General features: G+C 75.0%; 19 protein-coding genes and 3 pseudogenes. 12 read left to right on the top strand and 10 right to left on the bottom strand.

Annotation, left to right across the window (positions count from 1 at the left end; all coding sequences use genetic code 11):
• Positions 1–9 precede the first annotated feature (9 nt).
• Both ABEB13_RS37015 and ABEB13_RS37010 read right to left on the bottom strand, forming a co-directional pair.
• Complete coding sequence (locus ABEB13_RS37015; protein ID WP_345709016.1) at positions 10–504, bottom strand: hypothetical protein; 495 nt, start codon at positions 502–504, stop codon at positions 10–12.
• A 775-nt stretch (positions 505–1,279) separates the two neighbouring features.
• Complete coding sequence (locus ABEB13_RS37010; protein WP_345709015.1) at positions 1,280–1,561, bottom strand: hypothetical protein; 282 nt, start codon at positions 1,559–1,561, stop codon at positions 1,280–1,282.
• 163 nt (positions 1,562–1,724) lie between these two features.
• Here ABEB13_RS37010 and ABEB13_RS37005 point away from each other — a divergent pair, with 163 nt between their 5' ends.
• On the top strand, positions 1,725–2,036 hold the full coding sequence (locus ABEB13_RS37005) for a hypothetical protein (protein ID WP_345709014.1): 312 nt from the start codon (positions 1,725–1,727) through the stop codon (positions 2,034–2,036).
• Between the two features lie 62 nt (positions 2,037–2,098).
• Here the strand turns inward: ABEB13_RS37005 and ABEB13_RS37000 are convergent, their stop codons facing one another.
• Positions 2,099–2,950: an SDR family NAD(P)-dependent oxidoreductase gene (locus ABEB13_RS37000; RefSeq protein WP_345709013.1), complete on the bottom strand. Its 852-nt coding sequence runs from the start codon at positions 2,948–2,950 to the stop codon at positions 2,099–2,101.
• A 562-nt stretch (positions 2,951–3,512) separates the two neighbouring features.
• Between ABEB13_RS37000 and ABEB13_RS36995 the strand changes: the two are divergent.
• The 5 genes and pseudogenes from ABEB13_RS36995 to ABEB13_RS36980 form a co-directional block, all read left to right on the top strand.
• Positions 3,513–3,797 (top strand): annotated as a pseudogene (locus tag ABEB13_RS36995) (hypothetical protein); the annotation flags it as partial.
• Between the two features lie 8 nt (positions 3,798–3,805).
• A pseudogene (locus ABEB13_RS36990) lies at positions 3,806–4,546 on the top strand (DUF5127 domain-containing protein); the annotation flags it as partial.
• Entirely contained in the window at positions 4,498–6,105 is a 1,608-nt protein-coding gene (locus ABEB13_RS36985) for a glutaminase domain-containing protein (RefSeq protein WP_345709012.1), read from the top strand. The pseudogene ABEB13_RS36990 and the gene ABEB13_RS36985, both read left to right, overlap by 49 nt.
• Positions 6,106–6,301: 196 nt before the next feature.
• Positions 6,302–6,874 (top strand): annotated as a pseudogene (locus tag ABEB13_RS40955) (ferritin-like domain-containing protein); the annotation flags it as partial.
• 125 nt (positions 6,875–6,999) lie between these two features.
• Positions 7,000–7,455 (top strand): ferritin-like domain-containing protein, encoded by a 456-nt coding sequence (locus ABEB13_RS36980; protein ID WP_345709011.1) that lies wholly within the window; start codon positions 7,000–7,002, stop codon positions 7,453–7,455.
• Between the two features lie 138 nt (positions 7,456–7,593).
• Here the strand turns inward: ABEB13_RS36980 and ABEB13_RS36975 are convergent, their stop codons facing one another.
• From ABEB13_RS36975 to ABEB13_RS36950, 6 genes are all read right to left on the bottom strand, one after another.
• Positions 7,594–8,340: a class F sortase gene (locus ABEB13_RS36975; protein WP_345709010.1), complete on the bottom strand. Its 747-nt coding sequence runs from the start codon at positions 8,338–8,340 to the stop codon at positions 7,594–7,596.
• A gap of 112 nt (positions 8,341–8,452) precedes the next feature.
• Positions 8,453–9,106, bottom strand: coding sequence for a hypothetical protein (locus ABEB13_RS36970; protein WP_345709009.1), 654 nt, complete (start codon positions 9,104–9,106; stop codon positions 8,453–8,455).
• Positions 9,107–9,513: 407 nt separating this feature from the next.
• Complete coding sequence (locus ABEB13_RS36965) at positions 9,514–10,782, bottom strand: RNA polymerase sigma factor (RefSeq protein ID WP_345709008.1); 1,269 nt, start codon at positions 10,780–10,782, stop codon at positions 9,514–9,516.
• Positions 10,779–11,138 carry a YciI family protein gene (locus tag ABEB13_RS36960; protein WP_345709007.1) on the bottom strand — a complete coding sequence of 120 codons (360 nt, stop codon included), beginning with the start codon at positions 11,136–11,138 and terminating at the stop codon, positions 10,779–10,781. Before ABEB13_RS36960 ends, ABEB13_RS36965 begins: the two co-directional genes overlap by 4 nt.
• A 113-nt stretch (positions 11,139–11,251) precedes the next feature.
• Positions 11,252–11,521, bottom strand: coding sequence for a hypothetical protein (locus ABEB13_RS36955; RefSeq protein WP_345709006.1), 270 nt, complete (start codon positions 11,519–11,521; stop codon positions 11,252–11,254).
• 51 nt (positions 11,522–11,572) lie between these two features.
• Positions 11,573–13,033, bottom strand: a complete 1,461-nt coding sequence (locus ABEB13_RS36950) for an MFS transporter (protein ID WP_345709005.1) — start codon at positions 13,031–13,033, stop codon at positions 11,573–11,575.
• A 97-nt stretch (positions 13,034–13,130) separates the two neighbouring features.
• Here ABEB13_RS36950 and ABEB13_RS36945 point away from each other — a divergent pair, with 97 nt between their 5' ends.
• From ABEB13_RS36945 to ABEB13_RS36920, 6 genes are all read left to right on the top strand, one after another.
• Positions 13,131–14,036: a LysR family transcriptional regulator gene (locus tag ABEB13_RS36945; protein ID WP_345709004.1), complete on the top strand. Its 906-nt coding sequence runs from the start codon at positions 13,131–13,133 to the stop codon at positions 14,034–14,036.
• A gap of 93 nt (positions 14,037–14,129) precedes the next feature.
• Positions 14,130–14,669: an SRPBCC family protein gene (locus ABEB13_RS36940; protein WP_345709003.1), complete on the top strand. Its 540-nt coding sequence runs from the start codon at positions 14,130–14,132 to the stop codon at positions 14,667–14,669.
• Positions 14,666–14,992: a YciI family protein gene (locus tag ABEB13_RS36935; RefSeq protein ID WP_345709002.1), complete on the top strand. Its 327-nt coding sequence runs from the start codon at positions 14,666–14,668 to the stop codon at positions 14,990–14,992. Before ABEB13_RS36940 ends, ABEB13_RS36935 begins: the two co-directional genes overlap by 4 nt.
• A gap of 41 nt (positions 14,993–15,033) precedes the next feature.
• Positions 15,034–16,251 (top strand): RNA polymerase sigma factor, encoded by a 1,218-nt coding sequence (locus ABEB13_RS36930; RefSeq protein ID WP_345709957.1) that lies wholly within the window; start codon positions 15,034–15,036, stop codon positions 16,249–16,251.
• A 113-nt stretch (positions 16,252–16,364) separates the two neighbouring features.
• Positions 16,365–16,985 carry a LysE family translocator gene (locus tag ABEB13_RS36925; RefSeq protein ID WP_345709001.1) on the top strand — a complete coding sequence of 207 codons (621 nt, stop codon included), beginning with the start codon at positions 16,365–16,367 and terminating at the stop codon, positions 16,983–16,985.
• 495 nt (positions 16,986–17,480) lie between these two features.
• Positions 17,481–18,035 (top strand): hypothetical protein, encoded by a 555-nt coding sequence (locus ABEB13_RS36920; RefSeq protein WP_345709000.1) that lies wholly within the window; start codon positions 17,481–17,483, stop codon positions 18,033–18,035.
• 158 nt (positions 18,036–18,193) lie between these two features.
• Here ABEB13_RS36920 and ABEB13_RS36915 read toward each other — a convergent pair whose 3' ends face one another.
• Positions 18,194–18,469 (bottom strand): hypothetical protein, encoded by a 276-nt coding sequence (locus ABEB13_RS36915; protein WP_345708999.1) that lies wholly within the window; start codon positions 18,467–18,469, stop codon positions 18,194–18,196.
• Positions 18,470–18,767 lie beyond the last annotated feature (298 nt).

The following is an 18,767-nucleotide window of genomic DNA, read 5'->3' as shown; positions in this document are numbered from 1 at the left end:
GACCATGGGTCAGGCCCAGTAGCCGATCCACCCGTCGGGCTGGATGCCCGTCCTCTTCCCGTCGGCCAGCTCCACAGGCGCCATCAGGGCAGACGCCGCGGCGACGAACTGCCTCATGAAGAAGTCGGTGTTACTCGCACCGAAGCGGCCTGTCAGCTGACTGTAGCCGTCGACGTCCGACTCCGCACACACCGCCCGCTGCTCACGGATGTCCCCCCGCCGCCTCTGGTAGTCCCCAGCCAGGTTCACCTGCCTGAAGAACGAGCCGTCGGTGGCAACCGCCCAGCCGCTGAAAGCGCTGAACTCGCGGCTCGCCTCATTCCAATCGAGTGCGACCACACACTGCAGCCCTGTCCGTGTGTAGCTGTGCCACAACGTCTCTCCCCCATGCGTGATCTCCCAATAGAGCCGGAACAGGGGAACGCGGCGGCGGGCGGCGAGGTCGACGAGGTCGCGGACCCCTGCTCGCACCCTCTGCAGGTTGCGGGCCTCCTCCTCCCGCACCTTGTCCCGCGCAGACGCTCCGGCACGAGCACGCTCCGCCTGCAACCGCGCGTGTTCTGCTGCAGCCCGCTCAAGGTCCGACACACCAACCCCCGCTACTGATCCGTTCGGAACGGCAATCCTCGGCGTACCCGGGCCGTCGGGGTAAGAACCTTCTGCGCCAACAGAACGAATCGCACGCGTACGTCGACTTTGCATCGCGATCACGGATACTCGGCCGGTGATGGCCGCGCTTCAGCCGACTGCAGACGTGCTGGCTGACGGGTCGGAGACGAGGCCGGCGACCCGGCGGCGGCGAGGCAGCAGACCGGACGAGGGTCGCGGCAGTGGATCCGGCGCGCCGGGCCCTCCCAACGCTGGTGGTCGGCGCGGGCATGCGCCACGGGGGTGCGCCCGGACGCGTGTTCGTGGCGGGCCTGCTCTCGGGCTTCGTGGACTCCTGGTGCGGCGATCTTGTTCGGTCAGGTGTCCGCTGTCCGCCGGCCATCGGTCATCAGCCGGAAAACGCAGACCGTTCAGGGCCGCCGCGCTGTTGTCCTCCCAGGGCATGGGCCCGGCACGCCGAGGATCGCGCCGAGCCTCTCCACCGTCACACCCGCCCGTCCCTCCTGCTCTTCAAGCTGTCGCCACCCGGCGACCTCGCCCAACTGTGTCCCTCGGCCAGTCCGGGCAGAGGCGCCGCCCCAGCGGACGGGAACGGGCCCGAGGGGACCCCTGTCGCACCCGGACAGCCGAACACGATGGGGCCGTGACGGGACGGCCCTGAGGCGCGGTGTCAGTTCGACCTGCCGCGGGTCATGGCGTCGGCCACCTCGTCCATGCAGGACGGGCAGTACCGCTCGGGGCCGGGCGCCCGCCCGGGCGGTGGCTCGGGCACACAGCGCCCGCACAGCGCCACGGCCACGGTGCCACCGCCCGGAAGCACCGCGTGCCACAGGTACGCCTGGTCCGAGCCGTCGATCATCGTCTCGTGCTCCGCACGCATCTCGTACACGTCGACCTCCCCGGTGTTCGGGCCGCCACCGATCCGGCGGGGCCCGTGCCATCTGGTGTCCATGCCACTCCGCGGTACCCGTCCGGCGCCAGCGGTCCGCGGCCACCCGGATGACGGCGCGGCATCCGGGTGAACGGTTCGTGGCGCCCGATCCACGGGGTGTGACCGCCCGGACCCGGGGTAGCGGTGGGCGTGGACGGATGTGTGAGCGGAAGGAGACGATTCGATGGAGACCGAGACCGATCTGCCGCGCCCGGTCGCGGAGGAGCTGCGCGACCGGGCGGGCGCCTTCGTGAACAGCCACGTCGACCTGTGGGTCGCCGTGGAGGGCGAGGAAACCCTGGTGCTCGCGGGCGACGACGCGCGGGCGCTGTTCCAGGCCGCCGCCGACTGGCTGGGCGAGGGCTCCCGGCACGAGGTGGCGGACCTCCGGTGGACCCGTCAGCCCGCGACACCGACGCAGGCCCTGCGGCTGCGCCTCGTGCCGCCCGGCACCGCCGCGGCGGTGATCCCCGCACCCGGCGGGGCCGTCGGCTGACCGGCGGGGGACGGCGCGGCGCGGGCGACGGCGGCCGGGCCGCGCCGCGGCGCCCCCGCCGGTCAGGACACCCAACCCGCCGTCAGGCCGGTGACCTTGTCGCCGTCAAGGTCGGCGAGCTTCACGCCCACAAAGGCCCGGGCGCGCTCGGAGGTCTGGATCCGGAACGCCGGCCGGTCGGCGGTCAGCGCGGCGGCCACCGCCTCGGCCGCCTCCGCCGAGGACTGCGCGGCGGCGAACGCGTCGGCCGTACGCGCGAGGTAGTTCTGCAGGGCGACGGCGTACGGCCCGGCCGCGGCCACCCGGTCCGCCATCTCCCCCGCACCGGCGTTGCGGACGAACTCGCTGGCGACGGCGCCCGGTTCGACGACGGTGACCCGCACGCCGACGCCGGCCGCGACGGGGTGCAGGGACTCCATGAAGCCCTCCACGGCGAACTTGGCCGCGCAGTAGGCCTCGTTGAAGGGCTGGCCGACGACACCGCCGACGCTGGTCACCGTCAGCAGTCGTCCACCGGCGACGCGCAGGTGCGGCAGCGCGGCCTCGGTGACGGTCAGGACGCCGAAGAAGTTCACCTCCATCACCTCCCGGGCCTTGGCCACACCGTCGAGCTCCAGCGTGCCGACGTGCCCGGCGCCCGCGTTGTTGACCAGCGCGTCCAGCCGCCCGTGGTCGGCCACCACCGCAGCGACGCAGGCCAGGACGGAGGCGGGGTCGGTGACGTCGAGCCGGCGGACCTCGATCAGGTCGGCCACACCGGCCTCGCGGGCCGCCGTTCGGAGCGCCTCGTCCCGGCCGGGGTCGCGCATGGTCGCCACCACGTGCCGGTCGGTGCGCGCGACGGCCAGCGCGGTCTCCAGGCCGATGCCGCTAGAGGTGCCGGTGATCAGGACGACGGGGCGGGAGGTGCTCATGGCGGACGCTTCTTTCGTGACCGGGAGGCGGGCCTGCGGGAGCCCGTAACGGGGACGTTCCCATCGTCGGACTTCGAGTGCGCTCCAGGTCAAATCGACGGGCCGAACGGGACGGCGGGCCTCCGGCGGCACGGCCACCGGGCCCCGGCCCCGGCCGGGACCGGACGACCGCGGCCTGCCGGGCCCGTCCGTCACCGAACGGCTGACACGCGGTCAGCACCGCTTCGCACGGCGCCCGGAGAGTTCTGCCGCCGCTCTGGACAGGCGGCGCGGCCCGTGCTGTCATTCCGATTGCGAGGACTTTCCAACGTTGGAAGAAAGGTGCACGCGCCACCGGGGACCCTGGTCGGACGCCCCGCGCCACCCTCGCGACGCCCGCTGCCCGCCGCCCATCCGCGGCGTCCGCAGGGCGGCCTCGCCATGCCTGTCATGCCCCTGCCCGATCTGGTGCCTGCTGCCCGCTGCCCACCGCCGTGACGACTGCCCCGGACGTTCCCCGGACCGCCGCCCCGGACCGGGCCGAACGCCGCCGTCTCCACCCACCCCACAGGACGGAACCGACGTGAACCCCCACACCCCCGCGACCTCCGGAACCCCGGGCCGCCTGCCCGGCCGCCGCGACCTGCTGCGCTGGAGCGGTGCGCTGGTCGCGGCCGCCGCCGTGTCCGCGGCCCGACCGGCCGGTGCCGCGGCCGCCACCCCCGGGGCGGCCGCCGCGGCCGCCTCCACCTTCGGCCCGCTGCGCCCGCCCGCCGTCCCGCTCGCCGTCCGCTCCCCGTACCTGAGCACCTGGCTGCCCGGGGACAGCCTGGTCGGCACCTGGCCGGCGTTCTGGAACGGCCACATCACCGCGCTGTGCGGGATCGCCCGGATCGACGGCGCGGCCTACGTCTTCGCCGGTGCCCCGTCGGTACCCGGCGGCCCGGCGCTGACCCCGATGCAGCAGACCGACCTGACGCTGACCGCCACCCGCTCGATCTACACCCTCACCGGTGGTGGCGTCACCCTGACCGTCACCTTCTTCTCCCCGTCGACCTCGGCAACCTCCAGCGCCAGAGCGTGCCGCTCAGCTACATCACGGTGCAGGCCGCCGCCACCGACGGCCGCAGCCACACCGTGGACCTGCACGTCGACGTCTCCGGCGAGTGGGTGCACGGCGACGTCACCACCCAGGTCACCTGGGACCAGCAGCAGACCGGCCGGATGACCGCCCTCACCTGCCGCCCGGCCTCGCCGCAGGTGCTCGGGGAGCACGGCGACCAGGCGAGCTGGGGATCGCTGGTACTGGCCACCGCGACCGGCAGCGGCGTGACCTGGCAGATCGGGCAGGACACCGTCGTCCGCGCCGCCTCCGCGGGCCAGGGGCGGCTGGCCGGCACCGTGGACGGCGCCAAGCCCCGGGCGATCAACGACCGCTGGCCCGTCCTGGGCCTGAACCGGGACCTCGGCACGGTGGCGGCCGGTGCGGCATCGGCCCCGTTCACCGTCACCGTCGGCCATGTCCGCACCCCCGCGATCAGCTACCTCGGCACGAACCTCAACCCCTGGTGGACGCACTACTGGGGCTCCTGGACGGACATGCTCGACTGGTTCGACGCGGACTACCCGGCCGCGCTCTCCGCAGGCACCGCGCTCGACCAGCGGATCCACGCCGACGCGGCCGCGGCCGCCGGCGGCGGCACCACCGGCGAGCACTACGCGGCGGTCTGCGCCCTGGCGCTGCGTCAGGCCGTCGGCGGGAGCGAGCTCGTCGACCGTGGCGGCTCCCCTGGGCGTTCCTCAAGGAGATCTCCTCCGACGGCAACGTCTCCACCGTCGACGTCACCTACCCGGCCTTCCCGGGGTACCTGTACCTGTCGCCCGACTACCTCCGGCTGCTCCTGCTGCCGCTGCTCGACTACGCCGAGCACGGCGGCTGGCCCAAGCAGTTCGCCGAGCACGACCTCGGCTCCGGCTACCCGAACGCGACCGGGCACAACGACGGCAACGAGGAGGACATGCCGGTCGAGGAGTCCGCCGACATGCTGGTCATGGTCGCCGCCCTCGTCCAGCGGCTGGCCTCCGGCACCGCCTTCGCCCAGGCGCACTACCCGATCCTGCACCAGTGGGCCGAGTACCTGGTCGCCAACGCCCTCGACCCCGGCTTCCAGAACCAGACCGACGACTTCACCGGCTTCATCGGCCACAGCGCCAACCTGGCGCTCAAGGGCATCGTCGCGATCGGCGCGATGAGCGTCATCGCCACGGCCGCGGGCAACACCGCGGACGCCGCCCGCTACCTCACCACCGCGCGCAGCTACGCCAGCCGCTGGGTCAGCCTCGCCCAGGACTCCTCCGGCAGCCACCTCAAGCTGGCCTACGACCAGGACGGCACCTGGAGCCTGAAGTACAACGGCTTCCCCGACCGCCTGCTCGGCCTGGACCTCGTACCGACCGGCGTCGCCGCCCAGGAGGCCGCCTGGTACCAGGCGCGGGCCGGGGCGTACGGCGTCGTCCTCGACCCGCGCAACGCCTACACCAAGGGCGACTGGGAGGTGTGGACGGCCGCCTGGCTCGCCGACCGCCCGGCGGTGCGCAACCTGCTGGTCGAGGGCGTCTACGGCTTCGCGAACACCAGCCCGCAGCGGGTGCCGTTCTCCGACTGGTACGTCGTCGCCAGCGGCGCCCAGCAGGGCTTCGCCAACCGGCCGGTGGTCGGCGGGATGTTCGCCCTGATGCTGCCGCCCGCGGCGAGCGGCACCGCCTGGCACCGGATCCAGAACCGCAACAGCGGCAAGGTGCTCGCCGTCTCCGGGATGTCGCTGGCCGACAGCGCCGAGGTCACCCAGTGGGACGACAACGGGACACCGGACCACCTGTGGACGCTGCTCGACAACGGCGACGGGACGGTCCGCATCGTCAACCGCAACAGTGGCAAGGCGCTCGCCGTGAACGTCCAGAGCACCGCCGACGGCGCCCACGTCCAGCAGTACCAGGACAACGGGACGCCGGACCACCTGTGGCGGATCGTCGACAACGGCGACGGCTGGTCGAAGATCGTCAACGTGCGCAGCGGCAAACTGCTCGCCGTCGACGGGGCCTCGCAGAACAACGGCGCCCAGGTCACCCAGTGGAACGACAACGGCACCACGGACCACCTGTGGCGGCTCCTCTGAGCCCTCCCGACGCCCCTTCCCGCCGGCCGGGCCCGGCCGGCGGGAAGGGGCCGCTCGCCGTAGTCCGGGTCGCCCGGCCGGGTGGTCGCGGGCGCCGGGCGCACGGCACGGCACCGCTGCGACCTGACGTCCTGTTAGGTTCGGCCGCTCCGGTGCGCACGGCCCGCGGCCGGTACGCGCTCGAAAGGGAGACGGCATGACCGAGGCGACCGAGCCGATCCGTACGGAACGGCTGCTCGGCCGGCGGGGGTTTCTCGGCGCGGCCGCGGGGGCGGTGCCCGCCGTCCTCGGGCCGGCCGGTGCCGCCGGCGCGACCGGCGCGACCGGTGGGACCGCGGAGCCGACCGGAGCGGCACCTGCGCACGGGGCGGTCGCCCGGATGCTGGCCGTCCCCGGCGAGCAGCGGGACCTGCCGTGGATCCAGGACGCGCTCCAGATGGCACTGGCGCTCGAACTCGCCACCATCCCTCCCTACCTCTGTGGCTGGTGGTCCGTCAGGGACCGTTCCAGCGCGCCGGCCAGGCTGATCCAGGAGATCGTCCACGACGAGATGTTCCACATGGCACTCGTCTGCAACATGCTGGTCGCCGTGGGCGGCCGGCCCCGCGTCGTCGAGGCCGCGATGGCCTACCCCAGCAGGCTGCCCGGCGGCGTCCGCCAGGATCTGACCGTCTATCTCGGCGGCCTGAGCCGCGACTCCGTGCGCGACGTGATGATGGGCATCGAGCGTCCCGAGAAGCCGCTGACCCGCGCCGCCGGGGCGCCGAGCATCGGGGCCTTCTACACCGCGCTGACCGCGGCCTTCGAGGACGTGAACCCCCGCTCAGCACCGACGGGCAGCTCCGCCAGCGGATCGGCGCCGACCTGCTCGAACCGGTCGGCCGGCTCAGCGACGTGGCCAGGGCCGTCGAGACCATCAGGGAACAGGGCGAGGGCACCGCCGCGTCGCCGGACAGTGCGGTGGGCCGGTCGATGCTCGGGCACTACTACGCCTTCGGCGAGATCTACAACGAGCGCCTGCTCCGCCAGGTCGACGGGGCCTGGGAGTTCTCCGGCGACGCCCTGCCGTTCCCGGACGTCCGGCCGATGGCCGTCGTCCCGGCGGGCGGCTGGCCCTCGCCGGCCCGTGCCGTCCGCCGCCTGCTCGACCAGTGCGACGCCCACTACACCACGGTGCTCACCGAGTTGGAGGCCGCCTGGGACGGCGGCGGGCACCGCGCCCTCGGCCGGGCGATCGGCGCCATGCGGAGCCTGGAGCGGCCCGCGACCCGGCTGATGGACATCCCGGTGCCCGGTACCGAGCAGACCTACGGCCCGCAGTTCCGGCCCGTGCCGCCCGGCGGGTCCTGAGCGCGCCGCGGCCCGCAGGGCTCGGCGGCACGGCAGCGCCGCACACCGACCCGCCGGGCGGGAGGGTGTGCGGCGCGGGCGCTGCCACCGCCGGAAGGCGGCGGATCGGCGCGCGACGGGCAGTCCGTGCGACAGGGGTCAGTGCGCGACGGGCGTCGAGGACTGGAGGTGCGCGAAGACCACCACGTTGTCGGTGTAGTCCTTGCGGGTCTTGTCGTACGCGCCGCCGCAGGTGATCAGGCGCAGTTCGGGGTCGGCGGCCTGCCCGTACACCTGCTGGTCGGGGAAGGCGTCCTTGGCGAAGGCCTGGACGGAGTCGACGGCGAAGGTCGCGGTGCTGCCGTCGGCGCGGGCGACGTCGACGGTGCTGCCCGGCTTGAGGCTGCTGAGCAGCAGGAACACGGCCGGGCCGGTCGTGGTGTCGACGTGGCCGACGACCACGGCGGTGCCGTTCTCGCCGGGCGAGACGCCGTCCTGGTACCAGCCGACGAGGTTCTTGTTGTCGACCGGCGGCGGGTTGAGCGCGCCGGAGGCCGGGTCGAGGGTCAGGCCGGTGAACGGGGCGTCCACGCCGATGGCCTTGATCCGCAGGCGGGTGGGGGCGGAGGCGGCCATCGCCTGGGCCGTGGGCGCGGCCTTGGCGGGGGCCGGCGCCGGGCGGGCCGCGGACGCCGAGGGAGCGGCGGGGGACGCGACAGCGACGGAAGGGGCGGCGGCGGCCGCCACCGGGAGCGGGGCCCGGGCCGGGGCGCCGTCCGGGGCACCGACGAACAGCGCGACACCGGCGACCATCGCCCCGACGCCCAGGCAGAGCAGGCTCAGGACGCCCCTCTTCGGGGGCCGCTCGGCGTGCGCGGGGCCGGGGGCGGCGGGATCAGGGGACATCGGACGGGCCTTCCATGAGATTCCACACGCAGCGAACGGGTGGCCGGACCCCGGTGCGGCCGCCGTCGTGGACGGTGGCCGCACCGGGCATCGGCACGGGGATGCCGCGGGGTCAGACCGTGGCGGAGCGACCCGACGAGCGGCGGCGCAGCGCGAAGGTGGTCACGCCGGCGCCACCGAGGAGCAGGGCCACGGCGCCGAGGGCGTCGGTGCTGGACGAGGTGAGGCCGCCACCACCGGCGTGGACACCGCCGCGCGGGTCACTGCCGTGGTCGCCCTTGCCGTGCTCGTCCTTCTTGTCCTCGCCCTTCTTGTCCTCGTGGGCCTTGGGGTCGGCGTTCTTGTCGCCGCCCATCGAGGGCTTGTCCTCGGAGACGGCCGACAGGGCGAGGAAGCCGCCGCCGGCGTGCACGCCGCCGCGCGGGTCGGCGCCGTGCTCGCCCTTGCCGTGCTCGTCCTTCTTGTCCTCGCCCTTCTTGTCATCGGCCTTCTTGTCGTCGGCCTTCTTGTCGGCCGGGTCGTCGGCCGAGAGTGCGAGCGCGCCACCACCGGCGTGGACACCGCCGCGCGGGTCACTGCCGTGGTCGCCCTTGCCGTGCTCGTCCTTCTTGTCCTCGCCCTTCTTGTCATCGGTGTTCTTGTCCGCGGTGACGCCGGGCTTCGCGTCCGCCTTGTGGCCGTCCTCGGCGAAGGCGTTGGCGGGAGCGGCGAGCACGAGCGAGGCGGAGAGCGCGGCGCCGATGACGAGCACACGAGTAGAACGCATGAGTACGAATTCCTCTCAGTACCGACGTGATGGCCGACTGTTCGTCAGCGCGTTTCGTCACATCTGCACTTCACCAACCGTCAGACGGCATGCTCAGACCCGCCACTCGGGAGCGGCCTTCGGGCCACTCGATTGGTCCGTTCGTGGCGGGACGACTCCGTTCGAGGGCCCGGACGGGCCGTCCGGGAGGCCCGCCAGGCACCGGCCACGACGCCTCCGACCTGCATGATTGACAGTCAGATGTGCTTTGCGGAAGGCGGAGGTGGACCTGACACCCCGTTGGAGCAAGCCGTGGGCGTCCGGGCGCCGGAGGTGGGCGGCGGCCGGTTCGGCAAGCCGGCCGGCGGCCCCGCCCGCCCCCGTGCGCGGGCGGAGGCGTCCGGGCGGTGCGCGGGCGGGTGCGGCGGCTACGCCTGGTGCGGGCGGGCGAGGCGTCCGGTCAGGAATGCGCGCTCGGCCTCGTTGTCGGTCAGTTCCAGCGCCTGCCGGTAGGCGATCGAGGCCTCCTCCGGGCGGCCCAGGCGCTGCAGCAGGTCCGCCTTGATCGCCGGCAGGTACTGGTACCTGGCGAGCCGGCCGTCCTTCTCCAACTCCGCGACCTCCTCCAGTGCCCGCTCCGGCCCGGAGACCATCGACACCGCCACCGTGCGGTTCAGCGCCACCACCGGTGAGGGCCACACCACCAGCAGGGCGTCGTACAGGGCCACGATCTGCGGCCAGTCCGTCCGGTCGTGGGACGGCGCCCCGGCGTGGAGGGAGGCGATGGCCGCCTGCAGGAGGTAGCGGCCCGGTCGCCCGCCGCGCAGCCCGTCCACGATCAGGCCGTGCGCCTCGGCCAGGGCCGGACGGTCCCAGCGCGACCGATCCTGGTCCTCCAGTCGGAGCAGACGACCGTCGGCGTCGACCCGGGTGGCGCGCCGGGCGTCGGTGACCAGCAGTAGTGCGAGCAACCCCCGCACCTCCCGCTCGTCGGGCATCAACTCCCGCAGCATCCGGGCCAGTCGCAGCGCCTGATCGGCCAGGTCCGTACGCACCAGCGACGCGCCGGACGGCGCGGTGTGCCCGGCGGTGCACAGCAGATGGATCACGCCGAGCACCGCGCGCAGCCGATCGGGCAACTCGGCGGCCGGCGGCAGCCTGAAGGGGACCCGCGCGGCCGAGATCTTCTTCTTCGCCCGCGTCATCCGGGCCGCCATCGTCGGCTCCGCCACCAGGAACGCCCGGGCGATGTCGGCGGTCGTCACCCCGCACACCAGCCGCAGCGTGAGGGCGATCTGCGCCTCCTGCGTCAACGCCGGATGGCAGCACAGGAAGATCAGCCGCAGCCGCTCGTCGGGCACCACGCCCTCCGGCTCGACGGCGGCCGGTCGGTCGGCCGCCCTGTCGTCCTCCGTCGCCCCGGGCACGACGAGCAGCGGGAGCTTGGAGCGCAGCGTCCGCTCGCGGCGCACCGCGTCCATCGCGCGGCGCCTGGCCGCCGTGGTGAGCCAGGCCGCCGGGTTGTCCGGTATCCCGTCGCGGGCCCAGCCCGCCAGGGCCGCGGCGTACGCCTCCTGCACGCACTCCTCGGCCACGTCCAGGTCGCGGGCGACGCGCGCCGTCGCGGCGAGCACCAGGGCCCACTCGCGACGGTGCGCGTCGGCCACCGCCGTTGCGACATCGGGCGCGGGCGTCATGCCGTGCCGGGTCGGTCCGTGACGAAGCCGCCCTCGACGGGCCGCACCTCGACACCTCCGCCCTGCCAGGTGGCGGGATTGGCCCGGGCGATCTCCAGCGCGGCGTCCAGGTCGGGCGCCTCGATGACGGCGAGGCCGGCGATGACCTCCTTCGCGTCGAGGAACGGGCCGTCGGTCACCACGTCGCCGCGGATCGAGGTGGCCGTCCCGGCCGGCTGCAGCGCGAACGCCGCCACCAGGACACCGGACTGCACCAGGTCCTCGAAGTGCCGGTCGTGGGCCTCCCTCGCCCCGGGGACGGCCTCGGCCCCCTCGGCGTGGGTCCGCGCGTGGATGAGGATCGCGTACTGGGCCATGGCGGCCGTCCTTTCCAGGTGGTTGGTGCTGCCCGACACCCTTACGTCGAACGGCGGGCCCCGATTCGACAGCCCCCGTCGACAGGTCTCCGATCCCTGCGAGGTGCGGGAGGTCAGGGTGTGTCGCCCTGCCAGTCCCATCGGCGCGGGTCGCCCGGGCGCGGGCCGTAGCGGGCCCGGCCGCCCGGGCCGTGGGCGCCGATCTCGGTCGGCAGCCCGGCGCCCCGGGCCAGCTCGTCCTCCGTCCACCCCGTCACGTCCAGCAGGAGGCCGTCCAGCGGCCCGGCCACCAGCTCGCGGTAGACGCGGCCGGGCCGTGGCCCCGGATCCGGATCGTCGTGGTCCGCCCCGTAGACCCGGCCGCGCATCAGCTGCTCATCCATGCCGGCAGGATCCCAGCCACCACCGACAGCCGACTCCGGCCGGGCGACGGGTCAGGCTGCCGGTCCGACCCGGTGCCGGGGTTCCGGGGCCGGGGCGCCCGAGGTACGGCGCCCGCCCGGCCCGCCCGGGCGCAGGCCGACCGCGACGGCCGCGGCGGCCAGCAGGACGGGCACCGCGACGACGCGCAGCCCGAGCGCCATCGCCTCGGCGAACTCGGCTCCTGCGGGGGCGTGTCCGGCGCCGCCCGTGCGGCCGGCCAGCACGGTGCCCACCACGGCGACGCCGAGGGCGGCGCCGAGTTCCCGCGCGGCGGTGTTGAGGCCGGCGCCGAGTCCGGCCTGCCCGGGGGGCAGTTCGGAGACCACGGTGTGGGTCAGGCCCGGCGCCGACAGTCCCAGGCCCGCCGACAGGGCGAGCAGCCACAGGGCGTACAGCGGGTAGGGGGTGGCCGGTCCGCAGGTGGAGACGGCGAGCAGGCCCGCGCCGATCAGCGCCAGGCCGCCGGCCGCGGCCGGGCGGACGCCGTACCGGGCCTGGATCCGGCCCGCGAGCCGGGGCAGCAGCGCCATGCCGACCGTGAGCGGCACGATGGCGAAGCCCGTCCGGGCCGGCGAGTAGCCCTTGGCGTACTGCAGGAATTGCGCGTTGACGAAGAAGAGCGCGAACAGGCCGAAGAAGGATGCGGCCGTGCCGAGCACCGCGGCCCGCAGCCGCCGAGACCGGAGGACCCGGGGGTCGATCAGCGGCCTGCCCGCGGTCAGGCCGTGTGCGGTGAAGCCGGCGAGCAGCAGGGCCGCCGCCGCGAAGCCGGCCGTGACATGCGCCGAGGCCCAGCCGTGCGAGGGGCCTTCGATGATGCCGTACAGCAGGGCGGTCGTGCCGCCGACCAGCAGCACGGTGCCGAGCGGGTCGGACGCGGCGGGGTGGCGGGGCAGTTCGGGGACGGTGGCCCGCACGGCGACGGCGAGCAGCGCCGCCAGCGGGACCATCGCCCAGAACAGCGCCTCCCACGGCAGGTACTGGGCGGTCAGGCCGCCGCCGACATTGCCCGCGAGGCCGCCGAGGCCGATCGCCAGCGTCCACGCGGCGAGTGCCTGGACACGCCGCTGCGGCCCGGCCAGGTGGACCAGGACGGCCATGGTGGCGGGCATGACGAGCGCCGCTCCGGCGCCGGAGACAGCCCGGCCGGCGACCAGTGCCGGGACGGAGCCCAGCGTGCCGCCGGCAGCGCTCAGACCGGCGCCGGTGGCGAACAGGGCGAGCCCGGCGAGCAGCGCGCGCCGCCGCCCGTAGCGGTCGCCGAAGGCGCCGGCGGGGATCAGCAGGCCGGCGAAGACGATGACGTAGGCGTCGACCGTCCAGAGCAGCTCGCTGGGGGTGGGGTGCAGGGCGGAGGCGGCGAGTTGGGGGATCATCAGGTTGATCGCGGCCACCATGCTCTGGGCGACCAGCACGCAGGCGCACATCGCGAGCAGGGTGGACCGGCGCAGGACCGGACCGGTTTCGGGCATGGACAAGGGAGCTCCTCCGGGAGCGGACGGCAAGGGGTCGACGTCCACCGTAGGGCCGGTGTTGGATTGCATCCAGTGCAAGGTGTGCAAGGGAGGAATGCGCGAAATGCAATCCGGAATGGACCTGAACCTGCTGGTCGCCCTGGACGTCCTGGTGGAGGAGGCGAGCGTCTCGGGCGCCGCCGCGCGGCTGCACCTGTCCGAGCCCGCCATGAGCCGGACCCTCGGCCGGATCCGCCGGGCACTCGGCGACCCGGTGCTCGTCCGCGCGGGCCGGACGATGGTCCCGACCCCGCACGCCCTCGCCATCCATCCGGAGGTCCGCGCCGTCGTCGACCGCGCCCGCGGCCTGTTCTCCGCCGCCGGCCGGGTGGACCTCCGTACGCTCAGCCGCCGGTTCACCGTGCTCGCGCACGAGGCGTTCGCGGCGGCGCACGGCGCCGACCTGTTCGCCCGTGCCGCCGCCGAGGCACCCGGTGTGCGACTGCACTTCCTGGGCGAGAGCCACGTCGACGCGCCGTCCCTGCGCTCGGGCGCCGCCGACCTGGAGGTCGGCGTCATCGACACCACCGCCCCCGAGGTGCACGTCGAACACCTCTACGACGACCGGATGATGGCCGTCGTCCGGACCGGGCACCCGCTGCTGGACGGCCCGCTCACCCCGGCCCGCTTCGCCGCGGGCGAGCACCTCGGAGTGTCCCGGCGCGGCCGGCTGCACGGCCCGATCGACACCGCGCTCGCCGAACTCGGCCTCTCCCGTACGGTGGTGGGCAGTCTCGCGAGCTACCCGGCGGCGCTGTTCGTGCTGCGCAGCACCGATCTCGTCGGGCTGGCCACCCGGCGCAGCCAGGGCCTGGTGGACGCCCTCGGGCTGGTCGCCGTGGAGATCCCGCTGGACCTGCCGGCGCTGCCGTTCTGCCTCGCCTGGCATCCGCGGCACGACGCCGATCCGGCCCACGCCTGGCTGCGTGGCTGCGTCCGCGACCTGCTGACCGCGGTGTGACGCCGCCCCTGGGCACCTTGCGGAGGGCGGTAGAGATCGGGCGGTCCCGTTCGTCGTAGGGGCGGGACAGGGACGAACGGGTAGGGAGAACCCATGGACGACACGGTGACCGGCGCCCGGGTGGAGGTGACGGTGACGGTGGACCTCGCGCCGGAGCGGCTCTGGGACCTCGTCAGCGACGTGACGCGGATCGGCGAGTGGAGCCCCGAGTGCGTCGGGGCGGGCTGGTCGGCGGACGGACCGCCGGGGCCGCGGGCCGGGGCGCGCTTCGAGGGGCACAACCGCTACCCGGACGGCGGGACCGCCACGGTGGCCTGCGTGGTGACCGAGGCCGTCCGGCCGGCGGTCTTCGCCTGGATCTGCCTGGACGACAGCGGGGACGCGGCGCGACCCGCCTCGATCTGGCGGTACGACCTGGCACCGGCCGGCGAACCGGGCCGGACGGTGGTTCGGCACGCCTTCGTCCACGGCCCCGGCCGCTCCGGCGCCCGTACCGGGGCGCAGGCCGACCCCGCGTCACTGACCCGACGGCTGTCGGCCCTGCACGGCAGCATGGCTGCCACGGTGGCCGCGATGGTGGCCGCGGCCGAGCGCGGCATGGACGTCCGACCCACGACCGAGGAGAACCGGTGAAGTACCTGCTGCTGATCTGCACCGACGGGCCCGTCGACGCCGATGAGGCCGAACTCGACCCCACCGCATGGGTGGAGGAGAACGACAGCCGCGGGGTCCGGCTGCTCGGCGAACGGCTCCGCCCGGCCGCGGACGCCACCGCCGTCCGGGTCCGGGGCGGCGACGTGCTGGTCACCGACGGACCGTTCGCGGAGGCGAGGGAGCAGCTGGGCGGATTCGACATCATCGAGTGCGCCGACCTGGACGAGGCCGTCGGCGTCGCCGCCGGGCACCCGATGGCCCGGTTCGGGGTGGTCGAGGTGTGGCCGTTCTGGACGCCGTGACGGCAGCGGTCGCCACCGTGTACCGGCAGGAGTGGGACCACATGGTGGCCGCGCTGCTCCCGGTCACCGGCGGCCGGGAGCTGGCCGAGGAGTGCGTCCAGGACGCCTTCGCCCGGGCCCTGGAGCACTGGCCGCGGGACGGTGTGCCGCGCCGTCCCGCGGCCTGGGTCACCACCACGGCGCGGCACCGCGCCCTCGACGTGCTGCGCCGCAGGACGACCGAGGCCGCCAAGCTGCGGGAGCTGGCCCGCAGCACGCCCGCCGAGCAGGCCTGCGGACCGTCCGGGGAGGCCGCCTGCGGACCGTCCGGGGAGGCGGACGAGCGGCTGCGGCTGCTCTTCGGCTGCTGCCACCCGGCGCTCGCCATGCCCGCCCGGGTGGCGCTGGCGCTGCGCGCCCTGACCGGTCTCGGCACCGCGGAGATCGCCCGGGTGTTCCTCGTGTCGGAGCGCACCATGGGCCAGCGCCTGTTCCGGGCGCGGAGCGGCCTCCGCCGGGCGGCGATCCCGCTGGAGGTGCCGTCGGACGACCTGCCGCCCGAGCGCGTCCCGGCCGTCCTCGCCGTACTCCACCTGCTGTTCACCGAGGGGTACGCGGCGACCGCCGGCCCCGGTCTGCTGCGCCCCGACCTGACGGACGCGGCGCTGGGGACGGCCAGGCAGCTCGCCGTGCACCGGCCGGACGACCCCGAGGCGCAGGGGCTGCTCGCCCTGATGCTGCTCCACGACGCCCGGCGTGCCACCCGCACCGACGCGGCGGGCGACCCCGTCCTGCTGGCCGACCAGGACCGCTCCCGCTGGGACGGCGCCCGGATCGCCGAGGGTCTGGCACTGCTCGACCGGACGCTTCGGCTGCGGCGCCCCGGCCCGTACCAGATCCAGGCCGCCATCGCCGCCTGCCATGCCGAGGCCGGCATCGCGGCCGACACCGACTGGGCGCAGATCGCCCTGCTGTACCGCGAGTTGGCGCGGGTGGCGGGCGGCCCGGCGGTGGAGCTGAACCGGGCCGTCGCGGTGGCGATGGTCGACGGCCCGGCGGCGGGGCTGCGGCTGCTCGACGCACTCGCGGCCACCGGCTCCCTCGCCGGCCACCATCTGCTGCCCGCCGCCCGGGCCGACCTGCTGGGGCGCCTCGGCCGGCGCGGGGAGGCGGCGGCCGCCTACCGCGAGGCCCTGGCCCTGGCGGGCACGGACGCCGAACGGCGGTTCCTGGCCCGCCGCCTGGCCGGGACGGCGGACGGCGGGGAGGCGGCGGGCTGACGGCGAGCGGGCGGAGCGTGGACGGAGTACGGGCGGGGAGGCGGCGGCGGGCGGCGGGCCGTGCGCCGGAAAAGCCGCTGGACACCTTCGGCGGCCGCCCTCACCATGGGCGCATGCTCAGCACCCTGCTCCCCTTCCTCGGCGCCTGCACACTGATCGCGGCGTCGCCCGGCCCCAGCACGATGCTCATCATCCGGCAGTCCCTGCACAGCAGGCGGGCGGGTTTCCTGACCGTCCTCGGCAACGAGAGCGGCGTGTTCGTCTGGGGCGTCGTCGCCGCACTGGGGCTGACCGCCCTGCTGGCCGCCTCGCAGCTCGCCTACGACGGGCTGCGGATCGTCGGCGCCGTCACCCTGATCGTCTTCGGGGTCCGGACACTGCTGGCGGCCCGGCGCGGCGGGGCGGGCGAGGAGCAGGCGGAGCAGGTGCAGGCCCGCTCCGGCTGGGCGTCCTACCGGGCCGGACTGCTGCTGAACCTGGCCAACCCGAAGGCCGCGGTCTTCGCGATGTCCTTCCTCCCGCAGTTCGTCCCGGCCGGGTCGCCGCACCTGCCGACCATGGTCGCGCTGGCCGCCGTCTGGGCCGTGTTCGAGGTGGGCTACTACGCGCTGTACGTGTGGTTCGTCGGCAGGATGACGAGGATCATCTCCCGGGCCGGCGTGCGCAAGCGGCTCGAACAGGTCTCCGGCGGGGTGCTGCTGCTCCTGGGCGCCCGGATGGCCGTCGAGGGCTGATCCGGGCCGCCGCGGGGTGACGGGTCCGGGCCCCGACCGCTACGCGTAGTGCGTGCGGGGGACCCGCAGGGTGCACTCCCGTGCGGGACGCCGACCACCCGTTGTGCTCCCTGCCTTCGGTGCCGGAATCAGTTCAGAACTCCGGCCCGGAAGGACCACCGCCGTGGCGTCGCCGCCACGTTCGACCCCGCGTTCCACCGCCCTTTCCACCGCCCTTTCCACCGCCCTTTCCACCGCTCGTCCCGCGCCGCGGTCGATCCGTCCGCAGCGCGCGCTGCTCGCCGCCCTTGTCACGGCCGCCCCGGCCGTACCGATGTGCGGTGCCGCCGGCCCCGCGGCGGTCCCGGCCCCGGTGCGCGCGGCCTGGGGCGCCGTCACACCCACCGCGCTGCAGGCGCGTTCGCCCGGGTGGGCGGGGTAGGGTGCCCCGACGCCGGGGCCCGCCCCGCCGGACATCCCGCACCAGTCCGCACGAGTCCCGCAGGAGAGAGCACGGTGCGCACGCACGCCATACCCGCCCGGCGCCGGACAGCCCTCGGGGTCGTCGCCGTCCTCGGAGCCGCGAGCGGGGCCGGACTCGCCGGCTGCTCGGGGCCCTCGGACCGGGAGCTCGAGTACGCCGCCGACTACGCGGGCCACCCGCACCTGAAGGTGGTCGGCTACCCGGCCGCCGACACCCTCGCCGTCGCCCAGCAGGTGGTCTGGCGGCTGGGCGACGGCGAGGCCGGACGGCTGGCGTCGATGGCGACCTCCGACGGCACCGCCGACGAGCACCGGGCGACCGCAGCCAACTGGGTGAACGCCTTCGGCCTGGGCGCCCGCGGCGAGGTCACCGCGGACTTCTACGACGCGGGCGAGGACCGCCAGACGGTCGTGCTGTACTTCCACGCCACCGGCCAGGTCAAGGACATCACCATGCGCCTGGACGGGACGGCCGGGGAGGACGGCATGCGGCTGGCCATGCGCGAGCCCGATCCCGGCCGGGCCGCCGCCGCGCCGACCTGGGCACCGGCCGTCCCCGGCAGCGGCGGCTCCGGCCGGATCGGCTGACCGGCCGGGCCGCCGGGAGCTCACCGTCCGGCCCTGCCGAAACGGTTCGGCCACTTCGTCCGGCAGCCGGCCGCGGGCCCGCCACGCTCGGCTGCGACGCGCAAGCACGGACGCCGAGGGTCCCTGGCCGGCTGGAGGATCATGGCAGGGCGAAGAACTCATCCGGTGTGGGCGGCGGCGGTCCTGGTGTCCGTGGCCGCGAGCGGCTGCGGCAGCACGCCGCCACCGGACGGGACGGCGGCGGCCGCCGTGTCCGCGTCCCCGTCGGACTCCCCCACCGGGCCGTCCGACTCCCCCGCCCCGACGCCGACGGACCCGCCCTCCCCGACCGCGCCGCCCTCCCCCGACACCACCGGGGACGCGAGCCCCGAGGACACCGGGACCCCTGCCGACGACGACACCGCCGACGCGGCCGCGACGGGCGGCTCGGACACGGCCGGCTCCGAGCCGCCCGTCGCGGCACGTACGACGTCGCGATCAGCGGAACCGCCGGCGGGCAGTCCTTCCGGCGTACCGGGACGGTGCGGATCGTCGCGACCATCAGCCGGATCGGCACCACCATCGGCGTCAACCCGCTCGACGTGTGCCTGATCTCCGGCATGCCCGCCGCCGATCCGCAGCCCGGCGCGATCTGGTTCGGCAGCAACTCCGGCTGCAACCCGGGCGCCAATGCCGCGGACCTCGACCTGGGCTACGTCGAGGTCGTCGGCGCACGGGTGACGCTGCGGCCGG

The sequence above is a fragment of the Kitasatospora paranensis genome, from assembly GCF_039544005.1.
Lineage (GTDB): Bacteria > Actinomycetota > Actinomycetes > Streptomycetales > Streptomycetaceae > Kitasatospora > Kitasatospora paranensis.
Note: the sequence above shows the minus strand (reverse complement) of the source record. Positions and strands in the feature narration are given on the sequence as shown.